Source organism: Brevibacillus sp. WF146 (assembly GCF_001673705.2).
Classification (GTDB): Bacteria; Bacillota; Bacilli; order Brevibacillales; family Brevibacillaceae; genus Brevibacillus; species Brevibacillus thermoruber.
The window spans coordinates 1,617,596-1,636,317 of the sequence record NZ_CP109943.1; the positions used below are offsets into that span (position 1 = coordinate 1,617,596).

Genomic DNA, 18,722 nt, shown 5'->3' on the forward strand with positions numbered 1-18,722 from the left:
GAAGAAAACGTCACATGGAACCACTCCTATCATTGACGGCCGGCACACCGCTCTTGCTGTTGGCCGTGCTCGCGTTCAACGTCCTCCTGCTCGTGCTCTGCATCATGCAGTCCGTGCGGATCAAACGGCTGCGCAAATCGCTCAACCGGCTGCTGGCGGGGACGGGCGGCGCCAACCTGGAAGAGGGCATGTACCGGCTGATGGACGAAGTGGACGAGGTGAAAAAGCGGCAGGATGACCAGCAGTTTACGCTGAACCGCCTGTCGCAGCGCGTCGCCGGCCAGTGCGCCAACGTGGCGCTCGTCCGCTACAACGCGTTCGGCGATCTCGGCAGCGACCTGAGCTTTTCGCTTGCCATCGTGGACGACGCGCAGAACGGCGTGGTCGTCACCAGCATTTACGGACGGGATGAATCGCGCATGTATGCCAAACCGGTGGAGCGCGGCGAATCCCCTTATCATCTTTCCGAGGAAGAACGAACGGCCATTCGCAAGGCGATGAACAACAGCGCTGGCCGACTGGACGAAAAAAGCCGGTAAATCCTACAGGATTGGCAAGCATTGCGCAGAATCAGGGAGTTCTTTTTCCCTCCTCGCCATTTCCTGCGGATATTTGGTCTTTTTGCGAAAATTCATCCGCTTTTGGATCAAGACTTTTGCCTGCGCATCGTGTATAATAAAAGTGTCAAGGACGGTTTAATTACAAAAAGTAGGTGATCCGCCTTCATTACCCAAATCGATTTTCGATTCACGGGGCAAGGCCAGGTTCTACAACGTTCCTTTGTTGACACGTAGCGTATCTCCTCAATTGGCAGTCGTTATCGTCTGAACGAGCCAGGAATTCAAAAGAATTGAGGAGATAGTATGGCACAGCGTTTAGCAACCAATTACGCCAAGGCCTATTTCACGATGAACGAAGAAGAGCTGAACCGATTTGTCGCGCTCTTCGCCAATGAACACATTTCAGTCGATGTCAAAGTATGCGACAACGGCGATCGTGACGTTTTGCTGACGGATCAGAACGGGGAGATCCAACTGACCTTCCACCGGACTGGCAACCGTTATTCGTGTGAAAGTTCCTACCTCATCCGAGACTTGCAGTTGGCCAACGCCATGCGAAAAGCCATGAAAACGTTTCGAGGCCACGGAATCGTGCACCGAATCTACGACGGATTCACGGTCGTCTACCATTACGACGAAGGCTCCGTCGTGAGTATTCAGGAAGTTTCCGGCGACGAAGAGGTGTCCATCTTCGAAAACACCAATGCAAACGTTGCGCGGGAATTGGAGTCTCTGTTCCGGCAGATGGGCAGCGAACAGGAGATCGAATCGATTCGCCAAGAGACGGATCGATGGCTGGATTTGCGTAATTGGGCAAAGAGAACGGCCCCAGAAAAGGTCAGTGCGATTGACCTTCGACTAGCCGCGTTGTCACGACGATTGTTTCAATTGGAAGCGTAAGAACAAGCAAAAAATGGGCGCATACGCACCCATTTTTTGTTTTCCTGGTTTTTCTCCAAAAAAAAGTATTGTCATTTAGGCAGAAGCATGGTATGTTTGTTTTCGTTGGAAACAGGATTAGGAACCAGGATTCACTTTAAAGGGTGGATGACATGAGGGAAACCGCCCCCGTTAGTGAATGACGCAGGTCCTAGCGATGTTTAACATTACACTTGCTAGGAAGGGGGAAACCGAAAGATGGAATACTCGACTTTCGGAAGACACGTTGCCGTTGACACATGGGGAGTTCAGTTTGATTTGTTGAACGACGCCGAATTTTTGAAGAAAGAAATGATCGAAGCTGCTGAAGCGTGTGGCGCCACCGTGTTGGGTGTGCAAGCCAAGCAGTTTTCTCCTCAAGGGGCTACCGTTCTGGTTCTCCTCTCGGAAAGCCACCTGTCCATTCACACCTATCCCGAGCGCGGATTTGCCGCGCTGGACTGCTACACCTGCGGCGAAACCGTCGATCCGCAAGTGGCGATCGACTATCTGATTTCCGTGCTGAAGCCGGAAAAAGTGTACGCGAAGAAACTGGTGCGCGGCACCGGCGAGCTGCAAGTGGCCGAACCGGAAATCAAGCCGTTCGAAGTAGCAAGCAAGTAACAATCGCAAGGAAAGCCAAGAGGTGCGGAATCATCCGCACCTCTTTTACGTCAGCACTGCCCCGAATGGGCGGAGGGGCTTCTCCACAGCCATCCCCGGGAGACGGAACAAAGACTCAGCGGAAAGGTGCCGTCACCGTCCGGCCCAAATCGCGGATCAGCATGCCAAAGTCGTTGGCGGCGTTGGTCAGGTTGCCGGCCACGGTGTTTGGTCCGGTCGTAAGCGTGTTGGCCGCGCCGCGCAGGCCATCACGCACGGTGTTGTTAATGGTGCGGATGCGGGTGAACATGCCGCTGTCAGAGGTGACGCGAATGTTCAGGTTCGGCGCTTCCTTCCGCACGGCGGCGTGAACCTGCCGTTCAATCACCTTTCGCTGCTGCACATGGGCCACGTTGGCCCGCGTGCGAATGCCGACGACAGCATCTGTCCCGTATATGGCGGCGGTGGCCGCTTCTACGCCGGGAACGCTGTCCGCGGCCTTCGCGATCCGCTCCGCCAATTGGTGGTTAAACCCTTGCGCGGTGAAGCCGTTGCGGTAATGGTTAACATCGTATCGCTGCGTGTTCGGAACGGGTGCAGGCGCCGTATTAGGCGTTCCCTGCGTCCGCGGTTTGGTCGGGGGAGCCGCGCCGTAGTTGGCACACCCGGACACGGAGGCTGCAACAACCAGTCCGGCGACAGCGCACATCCATTTGTTCATGGTAGCCACCTCCTGCGCTTAGTATGTCCGGGAAACATGCCGATACTCAGGTAGGGATTGGACGTAAAACTGCCCGTTGTGCCGTGTTTCACGACCTGATATTATGAAAGGTATGCATACCAGAGGAGGTACACATGAAGCGTCTTGACATACGCAACATTGCGATTATTGCCCACGTCGACCACGGGAAAACGACGCTGGTTGACAAATTGCTGATCCAATCGGGGACGTTCCGCAGCAACCAGCAGGTGGAGGAGCGGATGATGGACTCCAACGATCTGGAGCGGGAGCGCGGCATCACCATTCTGGCGAAAACGACGTCCGTCAAATACAAGGAGTATACCATCAACATCCTGGACACGCCGGGCCACGCCGACTTTGGCGGCGAGGTGGAGCGGATCATGAGCATGGTGGACGGCGTTCTGCTCATCGTCGACGCCTTTGAAGGCTGTATGCCGCAGACCCGCTTCGTGCTGAAGAAAGCGCTGGAAGCAAAGGTGACGCCGATCGTGGTCGTGAACAAGGTGGACCGGGAAAACGCCCGTCCGCAGGAAGTGATCAACGAAGTGTACGATCTGTTCATCGACCTGGACGCGACGGAAGAGCAATTGGAGTTTCCGATTGTATACGCATCCGGCCTGCAGGGAATTGCGGGCATGGCGCCGGATCAATTGGAAGGCGACCTGCGTCCGCTGTTTGAGACGATCATCGCGCACATTCCGGCGCCGGAAGCGGATGAAGCGTCTCCGTTGCAGATGCAGGTCACGATGCTGGATTACAACGACTTCCTGGGCCGCATCGGCATCGGCCGGATTTACCGCGGGACGATCAACGTCAACGACATGGTAGCCGTCGTCAAGCGAGACGGCTCCGTCAAGCGGATGCGCGTGCAGAAGCTGTTCGGCTTTTCCGGTCTGCAGCGCGTGGAGCAAAAGACGGCCAGAGCGGGGGACATCGTGGCGATCGCCGGACTGGAGGACATCAACGTCGGCGAGACCGTCTGCCATTTCGACCATCCCGATCCGCTGCCGCTGCTGAAAATTGACGAGCCGACCCTGCAGATGACCTTCCTCGTCAACAACAGTCCGTTTGCCGGACGGGAAGGCAAACACGTCACCTCCCGCAAGCTGCGCGACCGGCTGATGGCGGAGCTGGAGACGGACGTGTCGCTGCGCGTGGAGGAGACCGATTCGCCCGATGCGTTTATCGTTTCCGGCCGGGGCGAACTCCATCTCTCCATCCTGGTGGAAAACATGCGCCGGGAAGGGTTTGAGCTTGCCGTCTCCAAACCGGAAGTGATCGTGCGGGAAATCGACGGCCAAAAAATGGAACCGGCGGAGCGTCTGATTATCGATGTGCCGGAGGAGTACACCGGTGCCGTCATGGAGACGCTGGGCCAGCGCAAGGCGGAGATGGTCAACATGATCAACAACGGCTTCGGCCAGGTGCGGATGGAGTTCATCATCCCGTCCCGCGGGCTGATCGGCTACCGCACCGAGTTTTTGACCATTACCCGCGGATACGGCATCATGAACCATTCGTTTGACAGCTATCGTCCGTATGTACCGGGCAGCGTGGGCGGCCGCCGCGCCGGCGTGCTGATCTCCAACGAGACGGGAACGGCCACCACTTACGGTCTGATGTCCGTCGAAGACCGCGGCGTGATGTTTATCCAGCCGGGGACAGAGGTGTACGAGGGCATGATCGTCGGCGAGCACAACCGGGACAACGACCTGACCGTCAACGTCTGCAAGGAAAAGCACGCCACCAACGTCCGCTCGGCGACGAAGGAAGAGACGGTGAAGATGAAAACCCCCCGTCTGCTCACCCTGGAAGAAGCGCTGGAGTATCTGAACGACGACGAACTGTGCGAAGTGACGCCGCAGTCTGTCCGCCTGCGCAAGAAGTACCTGACCAAGTCGGAGCGGGAGCGCTACGAAAAGCAAAAACGCTGGGAAGCGCAGACGCAGGCGTAATGACAATGGAAAAAAGCCGTACTGCCCGAAAAAGGCAAGTACGGCTTTTCGTTTTTTTCATCATGCGGTTTGCCCATGCCGATCGTTTGGATCAATCGTTCAGATACCGTTCGACCTCATCCGCCAGTTCCTCCGGCTGCACGCTCGGCTCGAAGCGTTTGACGACGTTTCCGGCACGGTCGACGAGGAACTTGGCGAAGTTCCACTCGATGTCCTGGCCGTCTCCGTTGGGGGCGTTTGCCTTCAGGTACTGGTAGAGCGGATGGGCGTGGGGGCCGTTGACGTCAATTTTGGCGAAAACGGGGAAGGTGACGCCGTACGTCCGGTCGCAGAAGGCGGCAATCTCTTCGGCTGTGCCCGGTTCCTGGCCGGCAAACTGGTTGCAGGGAAAGGCCAGCACGACCAGACCGCGGTCGCGGTAGCGCTCGTACAATGCCTGCAGCCCTTTGTACTGCGGAGTCAGCCCGCATTGGCTGGCGGTGTTGACAATCAGCATGACCTTGCCTTTGTATTCGGCGAGCGTTTTCTCCTCGCCCGTGATGGTCGTCACCGAAAAATCGTAGATGCTCATGGAAATCCCACCTCGATTGGCTCGTCTTGTTCCTGTGTCCACTATACCATTGGCAGAAAAAGGTTTCCAGCCATTTCGCTACAGTTGTTTCAGAATCGTCAGTTCTTCCTCGGCGAGGATAATCTGCTGCAGCGATTCCGTTCCGTTTCGCACGGTGCTTTGCAGGACGCGGACCACGCCGTCCTGATTTTGCACGACAATCGTTCGCACTTCGCCCAGACCGCTCTTTCGCACCGAGTCGTACATGGTGCTGTAGGCGAACCGTTCCTGCAGGAATTGCACGCTGGCCATCGCTTGCGTATGCTTCACCCGTTTCCCTCCCGCTCTGCTGAATGGTCACTACTTAATAGGTAAGCGGACTGATCGTGCTTTATGATACGATTTGCCGCTGCGGGCGGGGGTTTATCCGTTTTGACAGGGCACGGGCCAACTGATAAAGTTAAATGGACAGATTTTATCGTGGGAGTGAAACCAGATTGAAAATCGGATGCCATATCAGCGTCGGCAGGGGACTGGAACAAGCGGTCCTGCGCGCCATTGAGCTGGGGGCGGAATCGCTGCAGGTGTTTACGAAAAACCCGCGCGGTCTGCGCCCGAAAAAAATTGACTACCAGGACGCGACCAAAGGGGTGGACCTGCTGCAAAAGCACGATCTCACCCTGGTCTGCCACACCCCGTACATCACCAACCTGTCCACGCCCAAGCCGGACCTGCAGGAAGTGACGATTCGTTCGATTTTGGAAGATTTGCATATTGCCGAAGCCTACGGGTCGGTCGGCGCCGTGGTGCACTGCGGCAAGCACGTCGGCGAGGGGGAGGAATACGGGACGAAACGGATGGTGGAGACGTTGGACCTGATTCTCGAGCAGTACGACGGCCCGGTCAAGCTCCTGCTGGAAAACACGGCAGGCCAAGGCTCCGAACTGGGACTGACGATCCGGGATCTGATGGAGATTCGCGCCGCCACCCGTTTCCCCGAGAAAATCGGGTTCTGCTTCGACACCTGCCACGCCTTTGCCGCCGGGCAGTGGAGAGGGGAGACGTTTGACGAACTGCTGGAAGAGATGGAGCGGACAGGCTATCTGGAGCACCTGGTGGCGATCCACTTCAACGACAGCAAGGCGCCTTTCGCCAGCCGGAAGGACCGCCACGAAAAAATCGGCAAAGGGGAGATTGGCAGCGAAGCGCTGGCCAAATTCCTGGTGAGCGACAAGCTCCAGCACCTGCCAGTTGTTCTGGAAACCCCCGTGGAAGACGAGCGGGAGTACGCAGACGAGATGGTGTACCTGCACGAACTGCGCCGCGAGGGCCTGGCCGCTGCGGGGCAGGAGGGGTGACGCATGGAGTGGCTTGAGCTTGCTTCCACCTATGCGCCAGCCGCACCGGACCAGTTGTCGGCGTACGACAGCTTTCGCTTGTGGGCGGACCACAACCGCACCTGGATCATTTTTGTCCAGTTGATCATTGTTTACTATCTCGGGTTTGCCACCCGCTGGCGCATGCCCATTCTGAAAACGCTCCTGCTGTATGTGCTGCTCTTTATGGGCGCGCTGATTTTCGCCATTCTGGACGTGCAGCTCCCGGTGAAAAGCGCACTCCTGGTCGCCATCGCCATTCTGGTGATCGTCAAGGTGCGGATCAAGCCGGGGGAACGCGAGAGTAAGTGAGGGAGCAGCCGTGAAGCGGGAGGACGCGCTCTACAACTGGCTGCAGATTCAAATCGTCGCCGACGCGCGGCCGGACGACCGATCCGCTCTGGATACGGCCGCGTTTTTTGCGGACATCCTGAGGGACGACCACCAGGCGCAGGAATGGGAGTATCGCCGCGAAGGGGACTGGTACGTGGTCCGCTGCGTCTTCGCCCACGAAGTGTGGGAACGCCGCTATCCCGCAGAAGAAGCGGAATCGCTGCTGGCTGCGATCGAAAACGAACCCAGGTATAACGAGTAGAATATGCACGGGGCTCCGCCGAGCCGGATGAACGGGCGGGGCCGCGTGACCATTATCCCCGTCTCTTCGACAGAGGCGGGGTTTTTGTGTCTTTCGTCCCAATATGGCGAAAGCGTCCCCGTTTTTGGCCGTTTTTGCAACCTTTGCAAGGAACCCCCCGTCTGTTAGGGTGTCCAGGGCAAGCAATACGTAGAAAGGAGAAGGCATCATGAAGAAAATGGGAACCAAGCCCGTATTGGCAGTCGTGACTGCCGCGGCGCTCATCGGGGGAGTGACACCGCTCCTGGCCGACGCGAGCACCCTCGGAACCGAAACAAGCGGAACCAAGGTTGTCATGAACGATGAAAGCAAACAAGTCACCCGATACAATCTGAAAGAGCTGGCGGCAAACGATCCGGCGACCTTGAACATGCTATTGAAAACGCAGGCCGACCACCTGTATCTGGTCGTAAAAGAGATCGGTCTGGACGCCAAAATGCAGACGTACATCGAGGAGCATCCGGAAGAGTGGGAGCGCGTCTACCGCGAACACTACGCCGACATTTACCTGGAAGTCCGCTTTGACGTCAACAATCAAGGCTTCGTCAGCGTGAAGCCCGAGACCCACAACCAAACCACGTACATCAAAGGGAAAGTGTCCGACAATGTGACCAAAGTGGTCGTCGACAAGCCGAACGGCGGCACGATCGAAGTCGTTCCCACCGCGGAGGATACGTTCACCGTCAGCTTTTCCGCTATCGTAAGCGCCACGCCGCAGTACGCGACGGTCAAGGCGTACGTGGGCGACAAGTTGGTGGAAACCCGCAAGCTGCAGGTAAACACGGGAACCGCCGTGGAGACCGACGTGCTGATTCACGCCTTGGCGCTGTTGGATGGGAACAAACAGGAACTGAAAGTAAACGGCATCATCAGCCAGGAAGCGGACAAGGTGGTCGTGAAGTACGACGGCAAAACCAAAGAGGCGGACGTGAAAAAGCTGTGGAAAGGCGTCGGCTCTTACTCCGTCACCCTGAAGGGTGTACAGGCCGGCAAAGGCAAGGCGCTGGTCGAAGCCTACAAGGCCGGAAAGAAAATCGATTCCGAATCGGTGGAGCTGAAGGTAATCAACGCCGCTGACAGCGACAAGCCGCACAGCTACCGCATCGAGGGAACCGCTTCGATTAATGCAAAAGAGAAACAGATTCGCGTGAAAGGAAGCATTGACGGCCTCGACGATGAGGGCGGCAAGGGCAAGGTGAAGCTGTACGTCGTGGCGCCGGACGGCAAAAAGCACGAGGTAAAGGTGGATGGCGACGAGTTTGAGGTGAAACTGAGCTACAAAAACCGCTCCTACAACGCGAAAGCGGTACACCTCGAGCTGTACCTGGACGGCAAGCTCGTGGCCCAAGCCGACATTCCGCACAAAACGCCGGTCAACGGCGATGACGACGAGGAAGGCAAGGGGGAAGGCAAGGACAAGGATAAGCATTCGAAAGGCAACGCCTACGGCTATTGGAAAAAGCACGGCAATGACGACGAGGACAACCATGGCGGCAAGAACAACCATAAAGACGGCGACGACCGCGACGAGGACGATGACGAGTAAGGCTTACGGCCGATAGGCTTGCACGTAATCGATCAACTGGCGGATGTAATCGCCGATGATCGGGACGGACAGGAACTGGCTGAGGAAGGAGCCGAGCAGCGCCAGGACAATGGCCGTGCCGATCGTCAATCCCAGGCCCCGGGCAAGACCTGCGAGGAAGTTGATCCACAGCAGCTTGCTCGGGGCCGTATAGTTTTGAATCACGTCGGCCAGACGGATATCCTCCAGAAAGAGGGCGATTTTGTCCATCCGTTCGTTCAGTTTGCGCACTTCCTGAAGCTCTGCCAGCAGTTCGTCGATCTTGGCCAGCAAGCGGTCGGTGGGGGATGGGGGCATGCGGCTCTCCTCCTGTCTCGCGATCGTTCCCATTACGTATCAGTGTAGGAAAAAAACGGTGGAGAATCAAGGCGCCGGACGGAAAGGTTTGCCTATCGCCAGGCGGGTGGGTACAATAGACGTACATTCCCTTTTCAAGGAGGCATCGGAATGGCTGAAACCGTTTCCCAAACGCTTTCGGAGGAACTGTTCGCGCTTTTGCAGCAGGAGCGTTTTCTCACACTCGGGACCATCGACCACGAGACCGGCGCTCCGTCGCTCAGTTCCCTTTCCTGGACGTTTGCGCCGACGCCGCAGTTGATCCGTTTCGCGGTAGACAACCGCTCCCGCATTTTGGCCAACATTGCCAAGGAACCGCAGGTGGTGCTGCATTTGATCGGGGCTGGTTCCTCCTATGCCATCAACGGCAGGGCGACGATCAAAACGGAGCGGATGGAGAATGTTCCGCTGAAGCTGGCCATGGTGGAAGTGGCCATCGAGGCGGTTCGCGACGTGATGTTCTACGGCTCCCGCATCTCGGTCGAGCCCCAATATGAAAAGACGTACGACAAAAATGCGGCGGCCAAGCTGGACAACCAGGTGATGACCGCATTAAGGAACGCACAGTGATCGGGTACCAACGAGATGGAAAAACGGGTTGACAGGTACTTCCGATTCCGGTAGTATAAGGTCAACCAAAAGCAAATTGCATAGCAAACTTCTTATCCAGAGAGGCGGAGGGACTGGCCCGATGATGCCCGGCAACCAATCACCTGTGTACAGGGGATACTGGTGCTAATTCCTGCAGAGTGTAAACGCTCTGAAAGATGAGAAGGATTTGCTTACGTGAGCGTAAACAAAGCCTTCTTTTCAGAGAAAAGAGGGCTTTTTTCATTGCCCTCGGCCAATTCGTTGGAGGGAGAGATCCACATGCATCTGGAGACAAAATTGGTACAGGCGGGCGTCGCCAAAGACGAACGGACCGGAGCGATCAGCTTTCCCGTCTACTACGCCACCGCGTATCGCCATCCCGCCCTCGGTCAGAGCACGGGATACGATTACACGCGCACGGCCAACCCGACCCGGACGGTGCTGGAGCAGGCGATTGCCGAAGCGGAAGGGGGAGACGCCGGGTTTGCCTGCGCTTCGGGCATGGCGGCGGTTCACACGGTCATGGGGCTGTTCTCCCAGGGAGATCACCTGGTCGTATCGCTCGATCTGTACGGCGGGACGTACCGGTTGTTCGAGCAGGTGCTCTCACGCTACGGGCTTCGCTTCAGCTACGTCGACCTGCGCGACGTGAAGAACTTGGAAGAAGCGATTCGCCCAGAGACGCGGGCTGTCTTTGTGGAAACGCCGACCAATCCCCTGATGCAGATCACCGACATCGCGGCGGTGGCGGAGGTGGCCAAGCGGAACGGGCTGTTGACCATTGTGGACAACACGTTCATGACGCCCTACTGTCAGCGGCCGCTGGGGTTGGGGGCCGACCTGGTGCTGCACAGCGCGACCAAATACCTCGGCGGACACAACGACGTCCTCGCCGGACTGATCGTCACAAAGGGCGAGGAGTTGTCCGAAAAGATCCGGTTTTTGCACAATTCCATCGGAGCGGTGCTGGGTCCCCAGGACTGTTGGCTGCTGCTGCGGGGGATGAAGACCCTGGCCCTGCGGATGGAACGCCATCAGGCAAACGCCTATGCGATTGCGCAGAAACTGCGGGAACACCCTGCCGTGACGGACGTCTTTTATCCCGGCTTGGCGGAGCACCCCGGTTACGAGGTGCAGCGCAGGCAGGCCAGCGGGTTCAGCGGGATGGTCTCGTTCCGCCTCCGCTCGGCTGATCAGGTGGCGCCGTTTCTGGAGCGGCTGCGGATCGTATCGTTTGCGGAAAGCCTGGGCGGCGTGGAGTCGCTGTGCACCTATCCGGCGACGCAGACCCATGCCGACATCCCGCAGGAGATCCGCGAGTACGTGGGCGTGTGCGACCGGCTGCTGCGGCTGTCGGTCGGGATCGAACATCCCGACGACCTGATCGCCGATGTGTGTCAGGCGCTGGATGCCAGTCTCGCAGTGGCGGGAGGGAGTGTACGATGAACTTTGCCACCAAACTGCTGCACGGCACCAGTTGTATTGACCCGGTGACAGGGGCGGCCTCGGTGCCCATTTATCAGGCGTCCACCTTTCATCAGGCCGATCTGGACCGGCCCGGTGTCTACGATTACGCCCGTTCGGGCAATCCCACCCGGCATGCCCTGGAAGAGGCGATCGCCGTCCTGGAGGGAGGTGAGCGCGGATTCGCCTTTGCTTCCGGCATGGCGGCCATCTCCAGCGTGTTCATGCTGTTCTCCGCCGGGGATCACGTCGTGGTGGCGGAGGACGTGTACGGCGGCACCTACCGCTTCTTGACCAAGGTTCTTTCCCGCATGGGGATCACCGTCAGCTTTGTCGATACCACCTCGCTGGAGCAGGTGGAAGCGGCCATCCGTCCCGAGACCAAGGGCATCTACCTGGAAACCCCGTCCAACCCGACGCTGAAAGTGACGGATATCGCCGCTGTCTGCGCGCTGGCGCAACAGCGGGGACTGCTCGTGATCGTGGACAATACGTTCATGACGCCGTACTATCAGCGGCCGCTGGAGTTGGGCGCGGACGTGGTGATCCACAGCGCGACCAAGTTCATCGGCGGCCACAGCGACGTCGTGGCGGGGTTGGCCGTGACCAGGGAGGCGGCGTTGGGCGAGCAGCTCTACATGATCCAAAACGGCATGGGAGCGATCCTCGGCGTGCAGGATTCCTGGCTGGTGCTGCGCGGGTTGAAGTCCTTAAAAGCGCGCCTGGACGTCAGCACGCAGACGGCGGAAAAGCTGGCCCGTTGGCTTTCCACACACCCGGCGGTCAGCCGCGTCTACTACACCGGATTGCCGGAACACGACGGACATGACCTGCAAAACCGGCAGGCGAGCGGACACGGGGCCGTCCTCTCCTTTGACGTGGGCAGCCGCGAGCGGGCCAAAGCGCTGTTTGACCGCGTCAGGCTGCCGATCGTCGCCGTCAGTCTGGGCGCGGTAGAGACGATTCTTTCCTATCCGGCGATGATGTCCCATGCCGCCATGCCGCCTGCGGAGCGGGCACGGCGGGGAATTACGGACGGACTGATCCGCCTCTCCGCAGGGCTGGAGGACGCCGGCGACCTGCTTGAGGACCTGGGGCAGGCGTTGGACGCGCTCGGACCCGTAGAGCAGGCGGCAGACCGTGACGCGGCAGACGATAAACAGGCATTTTCCTGGGCGTAAGCCCGGAAAATGCCTGTTTTGTTTGGGGCGAGGTCAGCGGTTCACCGGGATTTTTTCGTTTCCCTGCGGTTTGGCGTTGCTGCTCTTGTTGATCCGCTGCTCGTTTTCCCTGGACGGCGTCTCTTCCCGCTTTCTCACGTCGCGCGGGAACTGCGGCATGAGCCGTCCGACGATGTCACCCAGTTCTTCGGCAAATCCGGCCACGGGATGGCCGCGCTGGATGTCGGCGGCCATTTCCCGCAGCCGCTGCACGATGTCGGGGTCGGCAGTGACGATGGCGTTCGCCCCTTGAGGATCCTCTTTCAGCGCCTCCGCCACCGAGTATTTGATCACGCCCACTTCCGGCCGGTCGAGATGGGCGTTGACATCAATGCCGACGACGGCCCACTTGCCCAGAACCACCGCTGTTGCGTTGTTGACGTTTTTCACCCGCGTGGCCAACTGCACCAGCCGATTGGCGGTTGCCTGCGGCGACTGGTTGTAGGCCGGGGACGGGGCGGTTTGCTGGACGCGCTGCGTTTCCGGCACAGCGCGGCCGGGCTGCGGAGCCGCCTGGTTGGCCGGCGGCTTGTTGCTCGACATGCAGGCGGAGAGGAGCAGGCTGACGCTGAGAATACAGATAGCTGTCCGTTTCACGGTCATACTTCCTTTCCCTGGTTTGCTGCAGTACGGCTGCATGGTTAGTCGTATTGTGTTCTGCCTACCCCGTTTTCATTCCCCCGCCTCTCGTCTATCCGTCCACCCCCCGTCATACACTGTAGTACATCGCGTTCGGGCAGCAGAGCATCCGGTCCCCAACTGCATACGATAGAGAAGATGGGTAATAGGAGGCGAGAATTTGAAGAAAATCTACGTACTGGACACCAACGTACTCCTGCAAGATCCGCGGGCGATGTTTTCCTTTGCGGACAACGAGATCGTCCTGCCCGCCGTGGTGTTGGAAGAAATTGATTCCAAAAAGCGCTACATGGATGAAATTGGCCGTAACGCCCGTTACGTGTCGAGGCTGTTGGACAGTTTCCGCGAACTGGGCCATCTGCATCAGGGCATTACGCTGGAGACAGGCGGTCTGTTTCGCGTAGAGTTGAATCACTCCTCGCTTCACAAGCTGCAGAAGCAGTTTACGGAATTTACCAACGACAACCGGATTCTGGCCGTAGCGCTAAATCTGCAGGAAGAGGAAAACCTGGCCCCAACCCCCCGTCCCGTCATTCTCGTCAGCAAAGATGCCCTGATGCGGGTCAAGGCGGATGCGCTTGGCCTGAAAGCGGAAGACTTCTTGTCCGACCGTGTCGTCGAGCACTCCAGCATTTACGCCGGGTGCCAGAAGCTGACGGTGGCTTCCCACATCATTCAAACCTACTACGCCTCCCGCAAGCTGAACCTGTCGGCCTGTTTTCCCCGTACCCGATTTTATCCGCACCAGTTTCTGATTTTAAAAGACGAAATCAATCCCTCGATCTCCGCAATCGGCAAGGTGGACGCGGAAGGCAGGACGCTGGAGATGCTGGTGACGAACGACGATCCCGTCTGGGGAATTCGCGCCCGCAACGTGCAGCAGCGCATGGCGATGGAACTGCTGCTGCGGGAGGAGATTCCGCTCGTCACCATGACGGGCAAGGCCGGAACCGGCAAAACGCTTCTGGCGCTGGCGGCGGGGCTGCTGCAGATCGAGGACCTGCAGACGTACAAGAAGCTGTTGGTGGCCAGACCCATTGTTCCCCTGGGGAAAGACATCGGCTTCCTCCCCGGCGAAAAGGAAGAGAAACTGCGGCCGTGGATGCAGCCGATTTATGATAATTTGGAATATTTGTTCAACACCAAGCATCCGGGCGATCTGGACAAGATCCTGGCCGGCATGGGAAGCATCCAGGTCGAGGCGCTGACCTACATCCGCGGACGCTCCATTCCCGGTCAGTTCATCATCATCGACGAGGCGCAGAACCTGACCAAGCACGAGGTGAAGACGATCCTGACCCGGGTCGGCGAAGGATCGAAAATCGTGCTGATGGGAGACCCGGAGCAGATCGACCACCCCTATCTGGACGAAAGCAACAACGGCCTGACCTACGTGGTGGAGATGTTCAAGGCCCAAAAGCTGGCCGGCCATATCAAGCTGGAAAAAGGGGAACGCAGTGTGCTGGCCCAATTGGCGGCCGATTTGCTGTAGGGATGCATAGAAAACAAAAAAAGGAGCACACTGTAGGATGTCGGGCCCGATGATTGATGGATCAACGGCGAAAAGCCTTGTCAGGAGGCGAAAAACCGTGGATGCTCATGATCATGCAGTCGACATTGGTCGGAATGGCGGAACCCGAGCTCTTTAGGTAGCGGACTCTAACGTGGAGGCTGAAGTGCCAAAGAGAATAACCGGTAGTACCCCAGAGCAGACGGGCTCGACACGGCCGCTCCCTTGTTGGGAGCGGTTTTTCGTTTTTCAGCGGACGGCTGGACGGGGCAGACGATTCGGGAAAAGGAAAAAAGCCCGGACGCAGCGCCGGGCAAAAAGGGGGACCGCTTCCCTTATGGTTGCGTTACGGCCAGCGCCTTTTTCAGCGCGTTGATCGTGCCGATGTGCATCCCCTCGTGAAAGAGCGAAAAGACGAACATCTCGCCCAGCGTGGACATCTGCGCGCCGCTTCGCAAGACGAACGGCTCCGCCAATTCCCGGTGGAGCCGATCGCCGAAGGTTCGCTTGATCCGCTCCTTCTGCTCTTCCAACTGTTCGGCCAATGCGGACAGGGATGGTACCTCTCCCTGCCAGTCCGCCGGTTTCGTGCCCGGTCCGAACAGCGTTTTGTACGAGGCGGGTAGGTGTGTAAAATCGAGACCGTACATACAGCTTTCCTGAACGGTCAGAATATGTCCCAGATTCCAGCGGATGTTGTTGGCGAATCCCTCCGGAACGATGTCCGCCTGCTCCGCGGGGACCTTCTTCAAGACCGCCAGGGTAATGCCGCGAACCAGATCGTACTGCTTCCATACAAACGCGTGGTCGTGCATGCGCGAATACCACCTTTCCCCAAAATTGGCCATCGGTGTCATTGTATTCGCTTTCCTGCAGATAAACACCTGCCGATGACGCTCCTTCCACATGGCACGCGGGCATCGAGACGGTCTGCGCGAAAGCCGGTCATGCGTCGGGCTTATCCCCCATACACATGAATGAGGGGGGAGTCGACATGGTCAGTCTGGATTCATCCATTTCCTTTATGATTTACATCACGGCGGTGTCCAGCGCGGCCGCCGGCGTGACGGAAGCCGTCAAGTCGGTGGTTCCGTTCCTCGCCACTGACTACGAGGCCGAACAGGACCGGTTGGAAGACCACAACCACGCCGCCCGGCTGACACACTACAAAAAGTTTTGCAATCTGACGATCTCCGTCGTGTCCGCCGGCGTCATTTTCGGTCTGCTCGGCCTTGATCCCGCGCTGATTCTCGTCGGTGCGCCATCCGCCTTTGTCGACGATCCGTGGCAGGTGGGCACCTGGATCTGGGGGATTGTCGCCGTCTTCGGATCGCCGCTGTTTGCCTCGTTCCTGAAGATTCTGGAAGGGTGGAAACAAAACGTAAACGGCGACAACTTTCCGCACAAGCCCAGGCAAAAGGTCAGGGGACCGAAGCACTGACGAGGCGTTTGATGCGGCTTTCGCTCCGAGCGGGAAGCCGCATGGTTTTTTGCCTGCAAGGGGCTTGTCTCACTCGTTCCACCACGTGACGGCCGTCCGGTAGGCCCGGGCAATTCCGTCGATCAGGTCGGTCTGGTTGGCGTCCACGAGATACAGAGCGGGGCGGGACGACGATGGCGGGAGCGTTCCGATCACGTGTTCCCGGCACTGCTCCAGGGCGGCCCAGCGGTCACGTTCCTCGCCGGCAGAAGAGTCGAGCGAAAACGCGGCGACGCGGTCGGCGTAGAGATACGCGTGTTCGTTGTGACTGACGAATCCGACGTCGTCCAGGTGGGCGATTTCCGCCCCCTCGGGGAGCAGCCAGAGCGTAAATTCTTCGCCCAGCATCCCCGCTTTTTGCAAGAGGTCCCGCAAGGTGTCGCGTTCTTTCGGGCTTTCCACGATGAACAGTCGGCCGTCGCGGTCAAACACATTGACATGATCCCCGATTTTATGTATGACTTGAGCATAGAAGCCGGGCCGTTTGCCGGCCGGTACCTGCATGTCCACACCGTACATGCGCTTCATGAGTCTCACTCCGTTTCACGCTGGGTTTTACCCCTATCGTATCATAAAAAAAAGGAGGTTCACCCATGAACGAGCCGCAATTGACCATCGAGAAGTACGTACTGGGGCCGTTTCAAACCAACGCCTACATTCTGACCAACCCGGCAAGCGGGGAGTCCATCGTCATCGACCCGGGGATGGAACCGGCAGCGCTCCTTCGCGCCCTGGAGGGAAAAAACGTCGTCGCCGTCCTGCTGACCCATGCCCATCTGGACCACATCGGCGGGCTGAATCAGGTACGGGCCCTGACCGGCGCACCGGTCTACATCCATCCGCTGGAGCAGAGCTGGCTGACCGATTCTGATCTAAATGGCTCGACCCGCTGGAACTTGTCGGAACCCATCGTCTGCGAGCCGGCCGAGCACGAACTGGCCGACGGGCAGACGCTGGAGCTGGCCGGATTGTCCATCCGGGTCCTGCACACGCCCGGACACTCGCCGGGGAGCTGCTCGTTTGTGGTGGGACCGCATTGCTTCGGCGGCGACGTCCTGTTTGCCCAAAGTATCGGACGAACGGACCTGCCGGGGGGAAGTTTCGAGACGCTGATGATCAGCATCCAGGACAAATTGTTTGAACTGGATGACGACACGATCGTCTACCCGGGACATGGCCCGAAGACCACGATCGAAGCGGAAAAGCTGTACAACCCGTATGTGACCGGCATGCTGCGGTAAGCGTGCTTCGCTGTCTCTCTGCCGCTTCCGCGGAAGACGGGCGCACACCTCATGTCGCGGCAGAATAAGGAAAAAGCCAGCTCAAGAAGCTGGCTTTTTTCATTCGCTGACCGGGGATGGAAGGGCGGGAGCGTGTTTGGAACGGGCGGCCCGGCGGCGATCACTGTTTCCCGAAACCAAACGGCAGGTTGATCTTCAACTGCAGCTTCAACTCCTGGTTGGCCATCGTGATCCCCTGCACCTGGATGTTGGAGGAGATCAGCTCCGGGTAAAATCCGAGGTCGTACGTTTTCTCCATTTCTTCAATCGTCGAGGCGGGCAGGGCGAACCCGTCATAGTACAGCTCGTTGATGTGAAATTTCAAGGCTTTCGGCGAAATCAGCTCGTACGTGCCGACCAGCCGCATGTGTACCTGGTCGTACGTGCCTTCCACGATCAACTGGTTGTTGTCAAAGGAAAAGTGCGCGTTTTTGAACAGTTCGTCTTTGGACACCAGGAAGCGGTTAAACTCATCCTGCCGGATCGTCAGCGTGTGCGTGAACAGCCCGTCGGACTGGATGCGCTCCGGCGTCGCCAGCTCGGAAATCTGGAACATCACGCCGGACAGCTCGTTGAAAAACGTTTGAAAGGCGGGCAGTCCCCGCTCCCGCCAATCGGCGACGAGGTGGTCCATCAGCGCCTGGACGCTGGTCGGGTCGCTCAGCATCTGCACGTTTTTCTCCTTTTCCGCCTGGATCGCGAGCATGTCCGCCAACTGCTTCTCGTACTGCCGCCGCAGATTCTGGAGCAGCGTCAGCCGGTTTTGCCGCTCCGCCTGCATCGACGCCATCGCGGCCCGTTCCTTCTGAAACGATTCCAGCTTCGCCAGGTCCCGTTCGTAGAGGATTTGCAGGAAATCGAACAACAACAGGAAATCATTGAAATTTTCCGTATCAAACAGCAGCGTCAGCAGGTTGGCCCGCTCTCCCGTGTAGTACGCTCTGGCGACGTCCCCGGCGTGTCGGCGCATCGCTTCCATCACCAGTTTTTTTCGCTGCAGATCCAGATCCAGTTGGGCGATCTCCCCGTTCAACCGGCTTTCCTCCTGTTTGATCAGCGTCAGTGTGCGCTCCAGTTCTTTTTGGGTAAAATGCTGCTGCAAGATCAGCTGTTCCAGGGGCAATGGCTCTTCCGCCCGGGCTGTCGCGGTCAACGGCAGCGCCAGCAGCAGCAAGCAAAGCATGATTGTACGCATGGCTTCACCTTTTGTTTTCGTGAGGTGGAGAAACGGACAAAACATTTTCTCTCCACATTCTATGACTTCTTTTCGTATTATAGC

At 58.2% G+C, this 18,722-nt stretch carries 22 protein-coding genes and 1 riboswitch; of the genes, 14 read left to right on the plus strand and 8 right to left on the minus strand.

The features are described from left to right. Positions 1-14 precede the first annotated feature (14 nt). The 3 genes from A6764_RS07955 to speD all read left to right on the plus strand — a co-directional run bounded on the left by A6764_RS07955 (position 15) and on the right by speD (position 2,102). Positions 15-539, plus strand: coding sequence for a DUF4446 family protein (locus A6764_RS07955; RefSeq protein ID WP_065066866.1), 525 nt, complete (start codon positions 15-17; stop codon positions 537-539). Between the two features lie 324 nt (positions 540-863). Further along, positions 864-1,460 (plus strand): hypothetical protein, encoded by a 597-nt coding sequence (locus A6764_RS07960; protein ID WP_029099904.1) that lies wholly within the window; start codon positions 864-866, stop codon positions 1,458-1,460. Positions 1,461-1,697: 237 nt separating this feature from the next. After that, the gene (speD, locus tag A6764_RS07965; RefSeq protein ID WP_029099905.1) at positions 1,698-2,102 is read left to right on the plus strand and encodes an adenosylmethionine decarboxylase; all 405 of its coding nucleotides are present in this window, start codon (positions 1,698-1,700) and stop codon (positions 2,100-2,102) included. Positions 2,103-2,217: 115 nt separating this feature from the next. On the opposite strand, the gene A6764_RS07970 is transcribed toward speD, so the two are convergent. Further along, entirely contained in the window at positions 2,218-2,802 is a 585-nt protein-coding gene (locus A6764_RS07970) for a YhcN/YlaJ family sporulation lipoprotein (protein ID WP_051188239.1), read from the minus strand. A gap of 134 nt (positions 2,803-2,936) precedes the next feature. On the opposite strand from A6764_RS07970, the gene typA reads away from it, so the two are divergent. After that, complete coding sequence (gene typA, locus A6764_RS07975) at positions 2,937-4,778, plus strand: translational GTPase TypA (RefSeq protein ID WP_065066865.1); 1,842 nt, start codon at positions 2,937-2,939, stop codon at positions 4,776-4,778. 91 nt (positions 4,779-4,869) lie between these two features. Here typA and A6764_RS07980 read toward each other — a convergent pair whose 3' ends face one another. Further along, positions 4,870-5,349: a glutathione peroxidase gene (locus A6764_RS07980; RefSeq protein WP_065066864.1), complete on the minus strand. Its 480-nt coding sequence runs from the start codon at positions 5,347-5,349 to the stop codon at positions 4,870-4,872. Positions 5,350-5,427: 78 nt separating this feature from the next. Beyond that, positions 5,428-5,658, minus strand: a complete 231-nt coding sequence (locus tag A6764_RS07985; RefSeq protein WP_029099908.1) for a hypothetical protein — start codon at positions 5,656-5,658, stop codon at positions 5,428-5,430. A gap of 167 nt (positions 5,659-5,825) precedes the next feature. Here A6764_RS07985 and A6764_RS07990 point away from each other — a divergent pair, with 167 nt between their 5' ends. The 4 genes from A6764_RS07990 (at position 5,826) to A6764_RS08005 (ending at position 8,884) form a co-directional block, all read left to right on the plus strand. Further along, on the plus strand, positions 5,826-6,686 hold the full coding sequence (locus A6764_RS07990) for a deoxyribonuclease IV (RefSeq protein WP_044899524.1): 861 nt from the start codon (positions 5,826-5,828) through the stop codon (positions 6,684-6,686). Positions 6,687-6,689: 3 nt separating this feature from the next. After that, on the plus strand, positions 6,690-7,016 hold the full coding sequence (locus A6764_RS07995) for a YlaH-like family protein (RefSeq protein WP_029099909.1): 327 nt from the start codon (positions 6,690-6,692) through the stop codon (positions 7,014-7,016). 10 nt (positions 7,017-7,026) lie between these two features. Next, a complete protein-coding gene (locus A6764_RS08000) occupies positions 7,027-7,299 on the plus strand; it encodes a hypothetical protein (RefSeq protein WP_029099910.1) in 273 nt (90 codons plus the stop codon). A gap of 208 nt (positions 7,300-7,507) precedes the next feature. Beyond that, positions 7,508-8,884 carry a hypothetical protein gene (locus A6764_RS08005; protein WP_065066863.1) on the plus strand — a complete coding sequence of 459 codons (1,377 nt, stop codon included), beginning with the start codon at positions 7,508-7,510 and terminating at the stop codon, positions 8,882-8,884. Positions 8,885-8,887: 3 nt separating this feature from the next. Here A6764_RS08005 and A6764_RS08010 read toward each other — a convergent pair whose 3' ends face one another. Then, positions 8,888-9,220, minus strand: a complete 333-nt coding sequence (locus A6764_RS08010; protein WP_029099912.1) for a DUF5665 domain-containing protein — start codon at positions 9,218-9,220, stop codon at positions 8,888-8,890. 150 nt (positions 9,221-9,370) lie between these two features. On the opposite strand from A6764_RS08010, the gene A6764_RS08015 reads away from it, so the two are divergent. The 3 genes from A6764_RS08015 to A6764_RS08025 all read left to right on the plus strand — a co-directional run bounded on the left by A6764_RS08015 (position 9,371) and on the right by A6764_RS08025 (position 12,495). After that, positions 9,371-9,829: a pyridoxamine 5'-phosphate oxidase family protein gene (locus A6764_RS08015; protein WP_029099913.1), complete on the plus strand. Its 459-nt coding sequence runs from the start codon at positions 9,371-9,373 to the stop codon at positions 9,827-9,829. An 89-nt stretch (positions 9,830-9,918) separates the two neighbouring features. Next, positions 9,919-10,033, plus strand: a riboswitch (SAM riboswitch). 96 nt (positions 10,034-10,129) lie between these two features. Further along, a complete protein-coding gene (locus A6764_RS08020; RefSeq protein WP_065066862.1) occupies positions 10,130-11,296 on the plus strand; it encodes an aminotransferase class I/II-fold pyridoxal phosphate-dependent enzyme in 1,167 nt (388 codons plus the stop codon). Continuing rightward, positions 11,293-12,495: a trans-sulfuration enzyme family protein gene (locus A6764_RS08025; protein ID WP_065066861.1), complete on the plus strand. Its 1,203-nt coding sequence runs from the start codon at positions 11,293-11,295 to the stop codon at positions 12,493-12,495. Before A6764_RS08020 ends, A6764_RS08025 begins: the two co-directional genes overlap by 4 nt. A gap of 33 nt (positions 12,496-12,528) precedes the next feature. Here A6764_RS08025 and A6764_RS08030 read toward each other — a convergent pair whose 3' ends face one another. Then, positions 12,529-13,137, minus strand: coding sequence for a YhcN/YlaJ family sporulation lipoprotein (locus tag A6764_RS08030; RefSeq protein WP_264622472.1), 609 nt, complete (start codon positions 13,135-13,137; stop codon positions 12,529-12,531). Positions 13,138-13,333: 196 nt separating this feature from the next. Here A6764_RS08030 and A6764_RS08035 point away from each other — a divergent pair, with 196 nt between their 5' ends. Continuing rightward, positions 13,334-14,665, plus strand: coding sequence for a PhoH family protein (locus A6764_RS08035; protein ID WP_029099917.1), 1,332 nt, complete (start codon positions 13,334-13,336; stop codon positions 14,663-14,665). Between the two features lie 353 nt (positions 14,666-15,018). Here the strand turns inward: A6764_RS08035 and A6764_RS08040 are convergent, their stop codons facing one another. Then, complete coding sequence (locus tag A6764_RS08040) at positions 15,019-15,498, minus strand: DinB family protein (RefSeq protein WP_029099918.1); 480 nt, start codon at positions 15,496-15,498, stop codon at positions 15,019-15,021. A 179-nt stretch (positions 15,499-15,677) separates the two neighbouring features. Here A6764_RS08040 and A6764_RS08045 point away from each other — a divergent pair, with 179 nt between their 5' ends. Continuing rightward, positions 15,678-16,124 (plus strand): hypothetical protein, encoded by a 447-nt coding sequence (locus A6764_RS08045; RefSeq protein ID WP_029099919.1) that lies wholly within the window; start codon positions 15,678-15,680, stop codon positions 16,122-16,124. Positions 16,125-16,193: 69 nt separating this feature from the next. On the opposite strand, the gene A6764_RS08050 is transcribed toward A6764_RS08045, so the two are convergent. After that, a complete protein-coding gene (locus A6764_RS08050; RefSeq protein WP_065066859.1) occupies positions 16,194-16,691 on the minus strand; it encodes a hypothetical protein in 498 nt (165 codons plus the stop codon). 65 nt (positions 16,692-16,756) lie between these two features. Between A6764_RS08050 and A6764_RS08055 the strand changes: the two genes are divergently transcribed. Beyond that, positions 16,757-17,404 (plus strand): MBL fold metallo-hydrolase, encoded by a 648-nt coding sequence (locus tag A6764_RS08055; RefSeq protein WP_065066858.1) that lies wholly within the window; start codon positions 16,757-16,759, stop codon positions 17,402-17,404. A gap of 160 nt (positions 17,405-17,564) precedes the next feature. On the opposite strand, the gene A6764_RS08060 is transcribed toward A6764_RS08055, so the two are convergent. After that, positions 17,565-18,638 (minus strand): coiled-coil domain-containing protein, encoded by a 1,074-nt coding sequence (locus A6764_RS08060; protein ID WP_035295689.1) that lies wholly within the window; start codon positions 18,636-18,638, stop codon positions 17,565-17,567. Positions 18,639-18,722: the final 84 nt, after the last annotated feature.